This window comes from Kitasatospora sp. NPDC023118 (assembly GCF_055560875.1).
Window position 1 is genome coordinate 43,916 of the sequence record NZ_JBVHHW010000019.1, and the last position, 13,763, is coordinate 57,678.

The 13,763-nt window shown below is 71.4% G+C and carries 14 protein-coding genes and 2 pseudogenes; 7 read left to right on the forward strand and 9 right to left on the reverse strand.

The annotated features are described in order from the left end of the window. Nucleotides 1–24: 24 nt before the first annotated feature. The 3 genes from ACZ3UD_RS24305 to ACZ3UD_RS24315 form a co-directional block, all read right to left on the reverse strand. Nucleotides 25–1,518 (reverse strand): S28 family serine protease, encoded by a 1,494-nt coding sequence (locus tag ACZ3UD_RS24305; RefSeq protein WP_465591412.1) that lies wholly within the window; start codon nt 1,516–1,518, stop codon nt 25–27. Nucleotides 1,519–1,801: 283 nt separating this feature from the next. After that, nucleotides 1,802–2,671, reverse strand: a complete 870-nt coding sequence (locus ACZ3UD_RS24310) for a S1 family peptidase (RefSeq protein WP_465591414.1) — start codon at nt 2,669–2,671, stop codon at nt 1,802–1,804. 142 nt (nt 2,672–2,813) lie between these two features. Continuing rightward, a complete protein-coding gene (locus ACZ3UD_RS24315) occupies nt 2,814–3,443 on the reverse strand; it encodes a TetR family transcriptional regulator (RefSeq protein WP_465591416.1) in 630 nt (209 codons plus the stop codon). A 132-nt stretch (nt 3,444–3,575) separates the two neighbouring features. Between ACZ3UD_RS24315 and ACZ3UD_RS24320 the strand changes: the two genes are divergently transcribed. The 3 genes from ACZ3UD_RS24320 (at nt 3,576) to ACZ3UD_RS24330 (ending at nt 5,217) form a co-directional block, all read left to right on the forward strand. Then, entirely contained in the window at nt 3,576–3,731 is a 156-nt protein-coding gene (locus ACZ3UD_RS24320; protein WP_380610684.1) for a hypothetical protein, read from the forward strand. A 70-nt stretch (nt 3,732–3,801) separates the two neighbouring features. Further along, on the forward strand, nt 3,802–4,152 hold the full coding sequence (locus ACZ3UD_RS24325) for a DUF4190 domain-containing protein (protein ID WP_465591420.1): 351 nt from the start codon (nt 3,802–3,804) through the stop codon (nt 4,150–4,152). A gap of 180 nt (nt 4,153–4,332) precedes the next feature. Then, entirely contained in the window at nt 4,333–5,217 is an 885-nt protein-coding gene (locus tag ACZ3UD_RS24330) for a metallophosphoesterase family protein (protein ID WP_465591423.1), read from the forward strand. Nucleotides 5,218–5,340: 123 nt separating this feature from the next. Here the strand turns inward: ACZ3UD_RS24330 and ACZ3UD_RS24335 are convergent, their stop codons facing one another. Together ACZ3UD_RS24335 and ACZ3UD_RS24340 are read right to left on the reverse strand one after the other, a co-directional pair. Then, nucleotides 5,341–7,902, reverse strand: a complete 2,562-nt coding sequence (locus ACZ3UD_RS24335; protein ID WP_465591426.1) for an ATP-dependent Clp protease ATP-binding subunit — start codon at nt 7,900–7,902, stop codon at nt 5,341–5,343. 135 nt (nt 7,903–8,037) lie between these two features. After that, on the reverse strand, nt 8,038–8,742 hold the full coding sequence (locus tag ACZ3UD_RS24340) for a VIT1/CCC1 transporter family protein (protein ID WP_465591429.1): 705 nt from the start codon (nt 8,740–8,742) through the stop codon (nt 8,038–8,040). A gap of 633 nt (nt 8,743–9,375) precedes the next feature. On the opposite strand from ACZ3UD_RS24340, the gene ACZ3UD_RS24345 reads away from it, so the two are divergent. Beyond that, nucleotides 9,376–9,768 (forward strand): hypothetical protein, encoded by a 393-nt coding sequence (locus ACZ3UD_RS24345; RefSeq protein ID WP_465591432.1) that lies wholly within the window; start codon nt 9,376–9,378, stop codon nt 9,766–9,768. Between the two features lie 387 nt (nt 9,769–10,155). Here ACZ3UD_RS24345 and ACZ3UD_RS24350 read toward each other — a convergent pair. Next, nucleotides 10,156–10,293 (reverse strand): annotated as a pseudogene (locus ACZ3UD_RS24350) (IS5/IS1182 family transposase); the annotation flags it as partial. Between the two features lie 49 nt (nt 10,294–10,342). Further along, nucleotides 10,343–11,119 carry a helix-turn-helix domain-containing protein gene (locus ACZ3UD_RS24355; RefSeq protein ID WP_465591435.1) on the reverse strand — a complete coding sequence of 259 codons (777 nt, stop codon included), beginning with the start codon at nt 11,117–11,119 and terminating at the stop codon, nt 10,343–10,345. A gap of 6 nt (nt 11,120–11,125) precedes the next feature. Here ACZ3UD_RS24355 and ACZ3UD_RS24360 point away from each other — a divergent pair, with 6 nt between their 5' ends. Then, the gene (locus ACZ3UD_RS24360) at nt 11,126–11,506 is read left to right on the forward strand and encodes a DoxX family protein (RefSeq protein WP_465591438.1); all 381 of its coding nucleotides are present in this window, start codon (nt 11,126–11,128) and stop codon (nt 11,504–11,506) included. A 316-nt stretch (nt 11,507–11,822) separates the two neighbouring features. Here the strand turns inward: ACZ3UD_RS24360 and ACZ3UD_RS24365 are convergent, their stop codons facing one another. Further along, nucleotides 11,823–12,038 (reverse strand): hypothetical protein, encoded by a 216-nt coding sequence (locus ACZ3UD_RS24365; protein WP_465591441.1) that lies wholly within the window; start codon nt 12,036–12,038, stop codon nt 11,823–11,825. 324 nt (nt 12,039–12,362) lie between these two features. Continuing rightward, nucleotides 12,363–12,704 (reverse strand): annotated as a pseudogene (locus ACZ3UD_RS24370) (ATP-binding protein); the annotation flags it as partial. Between the two features lie 147 nt (nt 12,705–12,851). Here ACZ3UD_RS24370 and ACZ3UD_RS24375 point away from each other — a divergent pair. Continuing rightward, on the forward strand, nt 12,852–13,430 hold the full coding sequence (locus tag ACZ3UD_RS24375; RefSeq protein WP_465591444.1) for a hypothetical protein: 579 nt from the start codon (nt 12,852–12,854) through the stop codon (nt 13,428–13,430). Then, nucleotides 13,331–13,759: a COG4705 family protein gene (locus ACZ3UD_RS24380; RefSeq protein WP_465591447.1), complete on the forward strand. Its 429-nt coding sequence runs from the start codon at nt 13,331–13,333 to the stop codon at nt 13,757–13,759. Before ACZ3UD_RS24375 ends, ACZ3UD_RS24380 begins: the two co-directional genes overlap by 100 nt. Nucleotides 13,760–13,763 lie beyond the last annotated feature (4 nt).

Consider the following 13,763-nt stretch of genomic DNA (forward strand, 5'->3'; position numbering starts at 1 on the left):
CTTCCAAGGGGTGTTCAAGGGGTGTCAGAGCGGGCGGCGCTCCTGCTCCAGTCGCTGGCCCTCGATGTCGAGCGGGCCGAAGGACGGGATCAGCTGCGGCGACTTGGCGAGCGAGCGGGCGGTGTCCTGGTCACCCAGGCCGGCCCACTCCAGCACCTTGGCGGTGGCCTGCGCCGACTGCTCGGCCGGCAGCTTGCCGATGTTGGAACCGTGGTTGCCGCCGGGCACGGTGTACACGTAGCTGTCGTCGCTGCCCCGACCGAGGTGGAACGGCTTGGCGCCCCACGGGTCGTTGCCGCCGTAGACGAACATGATCCGCTCGCCCTCGCGCTTGACCCAGCGGTCGATGTCGGGCATCGCGTACGGGTTGAAGACGGTGGGGATCTCCTTCGGCACGTAGGAGCGGGCCGAGTAGAGCTCCTTGTAGTCGTAGTGCAGCTGGTCCCGCAGGTACGAGACGTCGAAGAACGGCGCACCCAGCTCGGTGGCGGCCTGGTAGTAGTACGCGGTGTACTTCGCCAGCGACTGGTCGCTGTTGCCGGTGATGCCCGACTGCGCGTCGAACCACGCGTACAGCTCGTCGTCGGTCGCGGTGGCGGCCACCGGGACCTTGGCGCAGTCCGACTCCAGGCTGTACTGCCAGAACGCCCAGACCACGTCCAGCACGCCGGCCTCGTAGGCGCGGTCCGGAGTGCCGAGGGTGTTGAAGGTGGAGCCGGCCGCCTTGTTGTCCGCGACGTAGCGGGGCTCCAGGCGGTCGCGACGCACCAGCAGCTCACGCTGGGCGGCGTTCAGCTTGGCGCGGCACTCGGGGGTGCCGACGGTGCGGAAGAACTCGGTGTACGCCGAGTAGTCGTTGATGTCGGTGTTGTTCGGCGCGACGTAGGCGATCGTGCCCGCCACGTCGTCCGGGTAGAACCGGCGGTAGTAGGTGGACGACATGCCGCCCTTGCTGGCGCCGGTGGAGAGCCACTCCTGCTGGTAGATCCGCTTCAGCGCGGTCACCAGCTTGTGCGAGTCGGCGGCCTGCTGGCGGATGCCGGCCTTGGACCAGTCGGCCGGCTCGGGGCGGGAGGGGGTGAAGTACCGGTACTCGATGGACACCTGGTTGCCGTCCACCAGCCGGGTCGGCTCGGTTCGGGACGGGCTGGTGCCCAGCGTGTAACCGTTGGTGTAGAAGACGGTCGGGCGGTCGTAGCCGCGGTGCAGCACGCTGAAGCGCTGCTGGAAGGTGCCCAGCCAGGGGCGGAAGTGGTCGATCGGCTGGGTGTAGGTGGCCAGGAAGTAGCGGTGGCCGGTGGTGGTCGGCTTCTCCTCGGTGATGGTCACCCCGGGGATCGCCGCCAGGCGGTCCTTGATGTCGGCGTTCGGATCGTCGGCCGGGCTGCGGCCGTGGGCGGCGCCCGCCGCCTCGGCGCCCTGACCGGCGACGGCGGAGGCCGGGGTGGCCAGGCCACCGATCGCGAACACCGGTATCAGCAGGACGGAAACCAGCAGTCTTCTCAGCTTGGCGGTCATCAACTCTCCATCTGGTCAACGAACATGACAGCTGCCTCGTCGGCACAACTCTGCGGTGCGGGTGGTGCGGCGGCCGCCTCGCGGACGGCCGCATGGGCCACCCGCCTGGTCGCGGGTGGCCCATCGGGGGAAGGTGCTGGTCAGTGGGGTTGCCTCGGTTCCGTCGGCTGCTCGGGGTGGTCGCCCGCTGATGGGGTGCGCGCGGGCGGGTCAGGACTCACGGGCGGGGCTTGAGGGCGGGGCAACGCTTCCGGGCGGGGCGGGCTTACGGGCGGGGCAGGGCTTACGGGCGGGGCAGGGTGCAGCCCGGCAGGGTGAGGTCGAGCCGGTTACCGGGGGCGAAACAGGCGGGGATGCCGTAGGTCTCCTGGGCGTAGCCGATGCCCTGGTGCACCGTCACCGCGCCGTTCTCGTCCACCTCGCACGGGTTGTCGAGGGTGCAGGACTCACCGTTCTCGTTGATCGTGTTGTTCACGGCGACCAGCAGGCCGGTCGAGGCGTCGACCACCGGCGAGCCGGAGGTGCCGCCGATCACGTCGCAGCCGGAGGTGTAGCGGACCGAGTCCTTGAAGGTCCAGTCGGCCTCGTTCAGCTGGTAGGCGAAGCCGTCGATCGAGCAGGAGTAGATCTTCTTCCAGTAACCGGAGACGACTCGAATGTCCGCGCCCTGGGTGGGGTGGGTGTCGGCGACGGTCAGCGGGGAGATCCCGTACTTGGACTTGATCGAGGCGTAGCTGGTGTTCAGCTGGTAGATCGACACATCGGTGTCTGTCATGGCGCCGTAGACCACCTTGGTCGCGCGCAGGGTGGCGAGGCGGCCGCCGGCGGCGCCGAGGAGGGTGAAGGTCCGGCTGGAGGGCTGGTCGAGCACCACTTCGCCGGGGCCGGGCATGCCGGACTCCAGGCAGTGGCCGTTGGAGAGCACGAGGGCCGGGTCGGTCGCGGCCGAGCCGGGCATCCGCACCAGCGAGCCGGAGCAGTTGCTGAGCGCGACCGTCCCGGCGAAGGTGACGGCGGCCGGCGGGGCGGCCTTGGTCGCGCGGGCCGCGTCGGAGATCGCGGCGGCGGCGGCCTGAGCCGGGAGGGCGCCGGCGAGGGCGGTTGCGCCGGCGACCAGGAGCGTGGCGAGCATGCCTATGAGCGGCTTCTTCATGAGAGACCTCTCGGTGTGGGGGTCCTCCAAAGCTGTCGCGGACATGACTTACTGTCAAGAGTCAAAACCGGCCCAAGAGAACACCACAGGCCGCGAGGGCGCACCCCCACCCTCCGTCGAACCCGCTAGGGGCTCAGCGCGCTCAACCACCCTGCCAGTGGCGCCGACCGAGGCTGATCAGGCGCAGCTGCAGCCGGGCCGTGGCGGCGATCCGCCGCTCGCGGGCGGGGTCCGCCTCCTGGGCCTCCAGGAAGGCGGAGGCCGTCGACACCATGTGGTCCACGTACAACTCGGCGAGCATCCGCAGATCCCGCTCGCTCCACCCCCGCGAGACCGGCTGGAGCGCCAGGGCGGAGCCCACCTCGGCGGCGAAGCGGCCGAGTTCGGCGTCGATCGCCTCGCGCACCCGCCGGACCCCGCCGTGCCGCTCGCGCGTCAGGAAGCGCACGTGCGACCGGTGTTCGCGGACGTGTTGCTGGATCACGTCCACCGCCCGGTCGATCAGCTCCTCGGCGCCGCCGGCCTCGGCGAGCACCGAACGGATCATGACGTGCAGGCTGGCCAGCGACTCCTCGACCAGCGCGACGCCGAGTGCGGCGAGGTCCGGGAAGTGTCGGTAGAAGGCGGCCGGAGACAGCCCGGCCTCGCGGGTGACCTCGCGGACGCCCAGGCTCGCCAGGTTCTGATCGGCCAGCAGGTGCAGCCCGGCATCCAGCAAGGCCCGCCGGCTCTGCTGCTTCTGGGCCTGTCTGGCCCCCACGGTGTGATTCACGCCATTCAGTAAACAGTCGTTTGCCGAACTTGGCCAGCCGGGCGTACAGTGGTGCCCGAAGTCAGTGAACACTTGTCAACCGAAACGCAGCCGAAACCGGCGCAGCCGCACCCGCAGCTGAAGGAGTCAGCCGTGATCCTGTTCTCCGCCCTGGTCGCCATGGGCGTCCTGATCGGCACCGCCGCCCACCTGCCCCTCCCGGTCTTCCTCACCGCCGCCGCCGCGATCACCGCCTGGCTGCTCGGCTTCGGCGCCCGCGAGGGCATCGCCCGCCTGCGGCACCGCTGACCAGGCCGCTCCGGCCGCTCCGGCCACTCCAGCCGACCCGTCCACTCCGCCGAGAGGACCCGCCACCGCCATGAGCACCGTCACCGAAAGCGCCATCACCGAGCTCGCCGCCGCCGGTCGCGCCACAGACCGAGCTGCCACCGACCGTCAGAGCACCGGCCTCCAGGGCGTCGACCGTCAGGGCACCGCCGAGGCCGACAACCTGGCCATCGCCTCCTTCCTCCTCGGCCTCCCGGGCCTGCTGCTCTTCAACATCGTCCTGGGCCCGATCGCCATCACCCTCGCCACTCTGGCCCTGGTCCGTGGCACCAGCCGTCGCGGCCGCGCCTTCCTCGGCCTGGCCCTCGGCATCGCCTCCCTGGTCATCCTCGCCGTCACCACCGCCACCTCCCACGGTGTGCTCATCGACATCAGCTCCTGACTCCACCCCTGGGGCACTCCTCTGAGGCCCACCCCAGAGGAGTGCTGCTTGGGGCCCGCCCCTGAGCGGGCCTCAACTCCATGCCTCAGTCCTCGAACAGCTGATCCCGTCAACCCCGCCCACGACCCCGGACCACCACGTAGGGTGGCCTCATCCGCCGGGTGAGCACAGGGGGCAGGAGTGACTACCGAGATCCACAGCGACGCACAGCCGACGCCCACCGGGGCGGGCGGGCGGCTGCTCGCGGTGAGCGATCTGCACATCTCCTACCAGGAGAACCGCGACCTGGTGGAGAAGCTCCAGCCCACCCACCCCGACGACTGGCTGCTCGTCGCCGGGGACGTCGCCGAGCTGACCACCAGCATCGAGTGGGCGCTCGGCCTGCTCGCCGAACGCTTCGCCCGCGTGGTGTGGGCGCCCGGCAACCACGAGCTGTGGACCCACCCCGAGGACCCGGTCCAGCTCCGCGGCGTGGCCCGCTACGAGCACCTGGTGGAACTGTGCCGCGGCCTCGGCGTCATCACCCCCGAGGACCCGTACCCGCTCTGGCAGGGCGCCGGAGGCCCCGTCCGTATCGCCCCGCTCTTCCTCCTGTACGACTACTCCTTCCGTGCGCCCGGCACGACCACCAAGGAGGAGTCCCTGGCGGCCGCCTACGAGAGCGGCATCGTCTGCGCCGACGAGCGGATGCTCCACCCGGACCCGTTCCCGGACCTGGACTCCTGGTGCCGCGAGCGCGTCCGGCTGACCGAGCAGCGGCTCGCGGCCTGCGACCCGGACGTCCCGCTCGTCCTGGTCAACCACTACCCGACCGTCCGCCACCCCACCGAGGTGCTCTGGTACCCCGAGTTCGCCCAGTGGTGCGGCACCGAGCTGACCGCCGACTGGCACCGCCGCTTCAACACCGCCGCGATGATCTACGGTCATCTGCACATCCCGCGCAAGACCAACTACGACGGCGTCCCCTTCGAGGAGGTCTCGCTCGGCTACCCGCGCGAGTGGCGCAAGCGCGGGCTGCCGGACCCGCTCCTGCGCGAGGTGTTCCCGCAGGCCGCGGTGCACTGATCCTCGGGGCCTCCTCGGGGCCTCCTCGCTGCACGGCCCCACGCCCCCGCCCCGCGCGTCCTCCACCCGTGGCGTTCGGGCGCACTCCCGCTGGAGTACGCCCGAACCCGCCGCGCCGATGCCCTACTCCGCCGAGGCAGCCCGCGCCCGCTCCTCCGCCTCCTCGAAGGTCGCCGACGCCTCCGGCCGCGCCAGCGACACCGCCAGTTCCCCGTCGCTCACGTCCGCGATCAGCGTGTCCCCCTCCCGCACGGTGCCGTCCAGCAGCAGGTTGGAGATCCGGTTGTCCAGCTCCGACTGGATCGTCCGGCGCAGCGGCCGTGCCCCGAACTCCGGCTGGTAGCCCCGGTTGACCAGGAACTCCTTCGCCGCCTCGGTGACCTCCAGCTGCACGTCCTGCGCCCGGAGCCGGCGCCGGGTGCGCTCCAGCAGCAGGTCGACCACGGACACCAGGTCCTTCCGGGTGAGCGCGTGGAAGACGATCACCTCGTCGATCCGGTTCAGGAACTCCGGCCGGAACTGCTGGCGCAGGTCCCGCATCAGGTCGTCCCTCAGTGCCTGATCAGGAGCTCCGCTCCGGGCGTCGAGGTTCCCCGCACGGTCCAGGATCCGCTGCGAACCGATGTTGCTGGTCATGATCACCACGGTGTTGCGGAAGTCGACCGTACGCCCCTGGGAGTCGGTGAGCCGCCCGTCGTCCAACACCTGGAGGAGCAGGTTGAAGACGTCCGGGTGCGCCTTCTCCACCTCGTCGAAGAGCAGCACGCTGTACGGCTTGCGGCGCACCGCCTCGGTCAGCTGCCCCGCCTCCTCGTAGCCGACGTACCCGGGCGGGGAGCCGACCAGCCGGGAGACGGTGTGCTTCTCCTGGAACTCGCTCATGTCGAAGCGGATCATCCGGTCCGGGTCGCCGAACAGCAGCGCCGCCAGCGCCTTGGCCAACTCGGTCTTGCCGACGCCGGTCGGCCCGAGGAAGAGGAAGGAACCGGTCGGCCGCTCCGGGTCGCCCATCCCGGCCCGGCCGCGGCGCACCGCCTGGGCGACGGCGGTGACCGCCTCGTCCTGGCCGACCACCTTCTCGTGCAGGTGCTCCTCCAGCTTGAGCAGCCGCTCCTTCTCGGTCGCGTTCAGCTCGGCGACCGGGATGCCGGTCCGGGAGGACAGCACCTGGGCGATGTCGTCGGCCGTCACGTCGACGACCTCCTCGCGGGACTCGGCGATAGCCGCCAGCTCGTCCTCGGTCTGCCGCAGCTCGGTCTTCAGGTTGGCGGCCCGCACGAACTCCTCGTCCGCGACGGCCTCGTCCAACTCCCGCTTCAGCTTGGTGATCCGGTCCTGCACCGAGGTGGCCTCGGTGGAGCCGCTGAGGCTGCGCAGCCGCACCCGCGCGCCGGCCTGGTCGAGCAGGTCGATCGCCTTGTCGGGCAGGAAGCGGTCGCCGACGTACCGGTCGGAGAGCGTCGCCGCCGCGTCCAGCGCCTCGTCGCTGAACCGCACCTGGTGGTGCGCCTCGTACGCGTCGCGCAGTCCCCGCAGGATCTCGATCGTCTCCTCGACGCTCGGCTCCGGCACCAGCACCGGCTGGAAGCGGCGCTCCAGCGCGGCGTCCTTCTCCACGTGCTTGCGGTACTCGTCCAGCGTGGTCGCCCCGACCACGCTCAACTCGCCACGCGCCAGGGCCGGTTTGAGGATGTTGCCGGCGTCCATCGAACCCTCGCCGCCACCGCCCGCGCCGACCACGGTGTGCAGCTCGTCCAGGAACAGGATCACGCTCTTCTCGGCCGCCGTGACCTCGTCGATCACCTTCTTCAGCCGCTCCTCGAACTCGCCCCGGTACTTGGAGCCGGCCACCAGCGCGGTCAGGTCCAGGGTGACCACCCGCTTGTCCTTGAGGCTCTGCGGCACGTCCCCGGAGACGATCCGCTGGGCCAGGCCCTCGACGATCGCGGTCTTGCCGACGCCCGGCTCGCCGATCAGCACCGGGTTGTTCTTGGTCCGCCGGGAGAGGATCTCGACGGTCTGCTCGATCTCCTCGGCCCGCCCGACCACCGGGTCCAGCCGGCCCGAGCGCGCCGCCTCGGTGAGGTCCTGCCCGTACTCGTCCAGCGTCGGCGTCTCGCTCGGGTGCGCGCCCGCGCTGCTGCGCTCGCCGCCGGTGCCGCGCCCCTCCAGCACCGACTTCAGCGCCTCCTGCGAGGGCGCCGCGTTGCGCAGCGCCGTACCCCCGCCCGAGCGCTCCTGCTCCAGCAGCGCGCCGAGGATGTGCTCCGGGCCGATGTACGAGGCGCCGACCGCCCGCGAGCGGGCGTGTGCGGCCAGCAGCGCGCGCTTGGCCGAGGGGGTGAGCGCGGGCTGCCCGGCCAGCGACTCCGGGTTCCCGGACGGCAGCGCGTGCTCCAGGTCCCTGGACAGCTCGTCCGGGTCGATGCCCGCGCGCTCCAGCATCCGCCGGGAGGGTTCCACCCGGGTGGCCGCCCAGGCCAGGTGCGCGGTGTCCAGGTCGCTGCTCCCGTCCTCGGCCGCGCGCTGGGCGGCGAACGCCAGCAGTTCCTGCGAGGACTCGCTGAGCAACCGCCCGATCGGCACCCTCTGCACGGCGGGCGGGGAGGCCAGCGGGCTCATCCCGAAGAACCGGCTGAGCAGGTCGGAGAACGGGTCGTTCGATCCGAACGGGGGAATGGTCACGGCGGTTCACCTCTCCCAAGCGGTTTGCAGCCACACAAACACAGGGCGCGTCCGCCCGCCTGTCGAGCGCGTCAGCCGGTGACGTCGCCGCCCCGTTCTGCCGCTACCCGGTGATGACGTCACCCGGCGATGCCGTCAACCCGCGATGTCGTCCAGCAGCACGCCCCCGCTGTACGTCACCGCCATCGCCAGCAGCCCGCCCGCGACGTTGCGAGCCACCGCCCGCCCCGGCCCCGCCCCGCCCAGCCGGGCACTCGTCCAGCCCGAGAGGGTCAGCGCCAGCACCACCGCGGCCGCCGTCACCCCCAGCCGCCAGGACTCCGGCGGCAGCATGACCGCCAGCAGCGGCACCAGCGCGCCCAGCGTGAACGCGGCCGCGCTGGCCATCGCCGCCTGCCAGGGGTTGGTCAACGCCTCGGGGTCGATGCCGAGTTCGGTCTGCGCGTGGGCCGCCAGCGCGTCCCGCTCGGTCAGCGCCGCCGCCACCTCCCGGGCCAGGCCGGCGGTCAGCCCGCTGTCCCGGTAGTAGTCGGTCAGCTCGTCGAGCTCCCCCTCCGGATCCTCCGCCAGCTCGCGCTGCTCCTTGGCCAACGCGGCCCGCTCGGTGTCCCGCTGGGTGCTGACCGACACGTACTCGCCGACCGCCATCGACATCGCCCCCGCCAGCAGCCCGGCCACCCCCGCCGCGAGCAGCGCGGTACGGGAGCCCGCCGCGCCCGCCACCCCGGTCACGATGCCCGCCGTGGAGACCACGCCGTCGTTGGCGCCCAGCACGGCCGCCCGTAGCCAGTTCAGCCGCGACGACAGCTCCGCCCGGCTCTCCCCCAGCTGCTCCGCCATCCGCCCACCGCTCCCAGGGGTCCGCGCACCGCGCTCAGGGGTCCGTACGGTCCCCCCGATCCTCGCCCGGCCCCTCCGGCCCCGCCACCCGCGACCGTACGTCGGCCGGCAGCTTGTCCGGCAGGCCGGCCGGGATCTCGCGCTCGGCCGGCGACAGACCGTCGACAAGCCGCGTCTCCCGGCCCAGCACCACGTCCACGGATCGCTCGGGTGGCCCCTTCGCCAACGGCGGACGCCGTCAGGTCGTCGTCGATCGAACGACGGGCCGCTCACATCGAGATCGAGGCGGGCCCGCGCGTGGTAGGCGTCCAACAGGTCGATCAGCTGGCGCCGTCGGGCACCTCGATGTGGTCGCGCGCGGCCATCCCGGCCTCCCGTTGTCAGATGTCAGATCCCTCGATGCCGTTGCACGCTTCTCGCGTGTACGGATCACGGCGACGTGTGACGGCGGTGATCAGCGATCCGTCGAATCCGGTGGGAGGAAGACGCGTTCGGACCGTCTGCCGGGAGGTGTCAGGTGTTGTCAGTTTCCGTCAGGCGGTATCGAACACCCCTGGTGATCGGGTCAGCTGTGTCCCGCCGCCGAGATTGACCGGACGGCACCTCAACACCCGACCGATTAGGGGAGTCGACATGGTCAAGGGCATTCTCAAGAGGATCGGCCGCCGCGGCGCGACCGCGGCGGCCGTCGTGGCGGTGGCGGCCGGTGCGGTAGGCGTCTCGGCGGGCAGTGCGTCCGCCGATGGCTGGTACGCACTCCGCTACCACGCGAGCGGTCACGGTGTGGGCGTCTATGCGCAGCCGTACTCCTGGACGGCCAAGGTCGCCGGCGACGTGTACTCGTACTCGTGGTCGTCCGATGAGATCTACATCGAGTGCTGGACCAGGGGCGAGGACATCAACAGCCAGGGCAACGTCTGGTACCAAATCGGCGGCACGAACGGCAACTTCTTCGGAACGGCCTACGTCTACGGCGCGTACGCCGATGGCAACTGGTACTTCCACAACGGCCTGCGGTCGTGCTGACGGCCGGCTGACCCCGTCCGCCCCGCCCGCTCGCCGGGCGGGGCGGCGCCGCGTTGGGGCCCGTCAAGTCCCCGGTGTCGCCCCGCAGACGGGGGCTCAGCAGGACGGGCAGATGCGCCTCAATTGTTACCCCGGCACCGGATGAACGGCCCTCTTCCCGACCCCGGCCTACGGTATGCCCACGGAGTTGACCGACTGCCGCAGCGACGACGGCCAGTGCGTGCACTGCGGTGCCCCGTGCCGTGCGGCATCACCATCGGGACGCCGCACGGGATCGCTCCGTGAGCCATACGGTTTACCCGGCTCGCGCACGACGCCGGGCGTGGGTCCTCCGGCAGATCGGCGAGGCCTGCCGGCGTCGGCGGACGGCGAGGGCCGTACCTGCTGCCCTTCCTCGGCCATGGCGTTCTTGAAGCCGGTGTCGACCCGGCTTTTGGAGACGCTCGGGTAGGTTTTCTTGGCCTGGTTGAGGAGCCGTATTCCCACGGCGTTCTCGGACAGGCTCGCTGTGGTGACGGTCACGGCGGGCGGTGCCGCGGCCTGCCTGTCGGCTTGACGCCGGCAGTGTTGTGGCCTACCACCAGCGTCGCCCCCGTGGACATGATGACGGGCCGGCTCGCAGAGAGCCTGGTGTCCGGCCGATCAGCGTGCGCGATGTCCGGGTCAGATGTGCCTGGTCGGCGAAGCCTGCCTCGGCCGCGACGGCGGACACCGACGCGCCGGGCAGGGCGGCCACCGCGTTCCGCAAGCGGCCCCATTGCCGCAGCAAGGTGAGTGGTGTCCGCACCGATGCACGGACCAGGGCGCGCAGCCGCGGCGGTGACAGGCCCACCTCGGCGGCCACGGCGGCGAGTTGAACGTCGTGCTCGGGGCGTTGGACCTCTGCCACGGCGTGGGCCACGCGTGGATCGAGCAGGGGCGGCTTTCCGGTGTGGCAGAGCAGTTCGCCGTAGGCCGCGTCCAAATCCGGTAGCGGGGCGGGTCCGTCGATACCTGTCGGGCCGAGTGCCGCGAGCAGTCGCCGTACTGTGCCGGCATCGAGCCGCCGGGGGCCCGCGCCCGGGGGCAGCAGCCAGGGTTCGACGAAGAGTGCAGCGTACGAGGAACTCACGGCGCAGGTGTGTGTTAGCTGAGGCGGCACGATCAGGCCTGGCGCTTCGACGGTTCGGCCGTCATCGGGCTCGAACAGGACGTGGCCGTCGATCGGCAGCACCACTTTCCAGGCCGGATGGCGATGGCGCGTGACCTGGAAGGCCCTCGACTCGGCGAACAGCGTGATTCGGGGGCCGGTGGCGAACACCAGGCGGCGATCGTTTTGTTCAAGCGTCCAGGTGCGGGGTGATCGGATCATCGCGGCATGGACTCTATCGCTGCTGTCGCCTTGGCGATGTGGCTCATGACGGCGGGCCTCGCCCACTTCGCGGTGCCCGGCTACTTCCGCTCCCTGGTGCCGTCCTGGCTGGGCCGGCCCGCGGGGCTCGTGGCGGTCTCCGGCGTGGCCGAGATCGTCGTGGGACTCCTCGTGCTGCCCCCGTGCAGCCGATCGGCCGGAGCGTGGACGGCCGCCGCTATGATCACCAGCTACCTGGTCTCCCACCTCGACGCCCTGCGACACGTCCGCCGCGGACATCCTCGTCTCCTGCTGCGGCCGTTCGGCGTGGCAGCACGGCTCACGGTCAACCTCGGCTACATCGGCTGGGCCGTCGCCGTTGCGCGTGCAGGGCACGGCACATCGTGAACCACCCAGCGGCTCGGCGAGCCGGCCTTCGTCGAGCTCACCGTGATGGTCGCGGTTGAGAACCTCCACTCCCGGATGAACAGCGCCTTCGGGCTGGTCGGCCAGGGCTTCTCGGACCGCTGCGCGGTACCGCCCAGGGCGTGACGAGGCTCGGCCCCTGCCGAGCACCGCCCGCTGCGGTTCCACATCGCCCACCGGATGCCGGGCAGCACGGCCGACGCGGAGGACACCCGGTGGGCGTGGGCGAGCGTTGCGTTTGGCGTGGTGAGGACACGCCCGCCGACACCCGGAAGCGGGCCGACGGCCGCACCGACGATCAGCCCGTCACCGTCTGCGGGATCATCGAGGACGCCACCGGCACCACGGCCTGAGCATTACGCACCGCTGCTTTCCCCGGCACAGAGACAGGGAGCCCGGTGCCGGGGCCGATCTGTGGCGCGGTCGGCCGAGCTGCGCGGGAGTAGATGTCGAAGGCCCGCTCCCGGTCGGTTGGTGCCCAGGGCCGAACGATCAGCCGCTCGGTGGTGAACATCTTCGCTCCCTTGTCCTTCGGCCTGCTTCCAGGCAGTGCACAGCACTGTTCATGTTGATCACGGCAGTGCTTGTACCGTCATCGGTTCTGTCCCGTAATCGGTGGTAGCGCTGTAGTGCAGCGGCCCTGGCCCGCAAGGCAGGACGCCTGCCGGCAAGACGGGACCGCCGACACTCCATACGGTCCAGACCTGGGAGGCGGCGAGCAACTGCAGGGCCCGCTTCTTGAGTTGGGCGTCGGCGCGGGCGGCGCTGCCGGCGTCGAACACCTGGTCGCGACGCCAGACGCCAGTGTCCTTGGTTACCGATCCACGCACGAAGGTCGTCAGGCCGCGGCCAAATCGTGTGGGAGCGGGAGACTGGTTCGGAAGGTAGCCGTGCCCGGTGTGTCGAGAACGGTGAGCGTGCCGCCGTGGACGGCGGCGATGTCGCGGGCGATCGGGAGGCCGAGGCCGGCGCCGCCGTCGTCGCGGCTGCGGGCGTCGTCGAGGCGGGTGAAGCGTTCGAAGACCTTCTCGCGGTCGGCCGGTTCGATCGGCGGGCCGTCGTTGGCCACGTCGAGGAGGGCCAGGCTCGCAGCCTGGTCGAGGTCGAGCCGCACGGTGATGCGGTGCCGGGCATGGCGTTGGGCGTTGTCGAGCAGGTTGGTGAGCAGCCGGCCCAGCTGTACCGCCAGGGCCAGTCGGCGTTCGTCCTCCACCACCAGTACGCGCTCCACCACCAGTACGCGCATGCCCACCAGGGTGGCAGGTCCCGGAAGCGGGAAGCTGAAGATGCCTTCAGGTCTTCAGCTCAGCTTCAGCACCGTCCGGACATGCTGACGCCATCGCCCGGGGACGGCCCGGGCCTGCCGAGGACAGGGGCGGGTGACGTGGACGAGTCCGTGGAGAACGGCGAGCGGTCCGAGCCGATCGAGCCGACGAAGAGTGCCGGGAGGACACGCACGGGTCTGGGCCGTGCCGGACGGTGGCTGCGCCGGCGCTCCGGGCGCTGGGCCGTGGTCGGCGCGGCTGTGGTCGTGCTCGGCGGTGGCGCGGCAGCGGTGGCGATCCACCACGAGGGCGAGGGTCACGGCGACCGGAAGGTCGCGGGAGAGCGCGAGCGGCACGACGGCCCGGGCGCTCGTGAGGGCCGCCACGGCGGTCACGGGGCTCAAGGCGAGGACGTGCACGGTGCGCCGGCGCCGCTGCCGTCGACCGACGCCGCCGATGCGGTGGTCAAGGCCTCGTCGGGTGTGCCCGGCGGCAAGGTCGAGTCGCTGTCCCCGGTCACCGAGCAGGGCGGTGGCCGCGCGTGGCAGGCCGTGGTCCTGGGTCCGGACGGCGTGCGGCACGTGGTGACGGTGGACGGCACCAGCGACACGATCACCGCCAACACCATCCTGGGCGGCTGACCCACCTCGGCGCCGCGGTCGGGGACCTGACCGCCGCCACCCTGGGCTGGGGCTACCTGCCCTCCGGGCTGTTGTTCGCCGCCCTGATCGTGGTCCCGGCGCTCGCTCACCGCTTGTCCGGCCTCTCGCCGGTGCTCACGTTCTGGTGGGCCTACATCCTCACCCGGCCGCTGGGCGCCTGCTTCGCCGACTGGGCCGGCGTCAGCCGCCAGCGCGGGGGCCTGGACCTGGGCACCGGACCGGTCAGCCTGGTGCTCGCGGTGATCATCGTGGCCGACGTGGCATGGCTGACCCTGGGCGAGCGCCGCTCGCCCCGAGCATTGGCCTGACGTC

Excerpts from the sequence above, each read along its gene's own strand:
- ACZ3UD_RS24325 (WP_465591420.1), top strand. The coding sequence starts at position 3,802 with ATGAGCACCGTCACCGAAAGCGCCATCACCGAGCTCGCCGCCGCCGGT.
- ACZ3UD_RS24305 (WP_465591412.1), bottom strand. The coding sequence starts at position 1,518 with ATGACCGCCAAGCTGAGAAGACTGCTGGTTTCCGTCCTGCTGATACCG.
- ACZ3UD_RS24360 (WP_465591438.1), top strand. The coding sequence starts at position 11,126 with ATGGACTCTATCGCTGCTGTCGCCTTGGCGATGTGGCTCATGACGGCG.
- ACZ3UD_RS24310 (WP_465591414.1), bottom strand. The coding sequence starts at position 2,671 with ATGAAGAAGCCGCTCATAGGCATGCTCGCCACGCTCCTGGTCGCCGGC.
- ACZ3UD_RS24375 (WP_465591444.1), top strand. The coding sequence starts at position 12,852 with ATGCTGACGCCATCGCCCGGGGACGGCCCGGGCCTGCCGAGGACAGGG.
- ACZ3UD_RS24365 (WP_465591441.1), bottom strand. The coding sequence starts at position 12,038 with ATGTTCACCACCGAGCGGCTGATCGTTCGGCCCTGGGCACCAACCGAC.
- ACZ3UD_RS24355 (WP_465591435.1), bottom strand. The coding sequence starts at position 11,119 with ATGATCCGATCACCCCGCACCTGGACGCTTGAACAAAACGATCGCCGC.
- ACZ3UD_RS24340 (WP_465591429.1), bottom strand. The coding sequence starts at position 8,742 with ATGGCGGAGCAGCTGGGGGAGAGCCGGGCGGAGCTGTCGTCGCGGCTG.
- ACZ3UD_RS24345 (WP_465591432.1), top strand. The coding sequence starts at position 9,376 with ATGGTCAAGGGCATTCTCAAGAGGATCGGCCGCCGCGGCGCGACCGCG.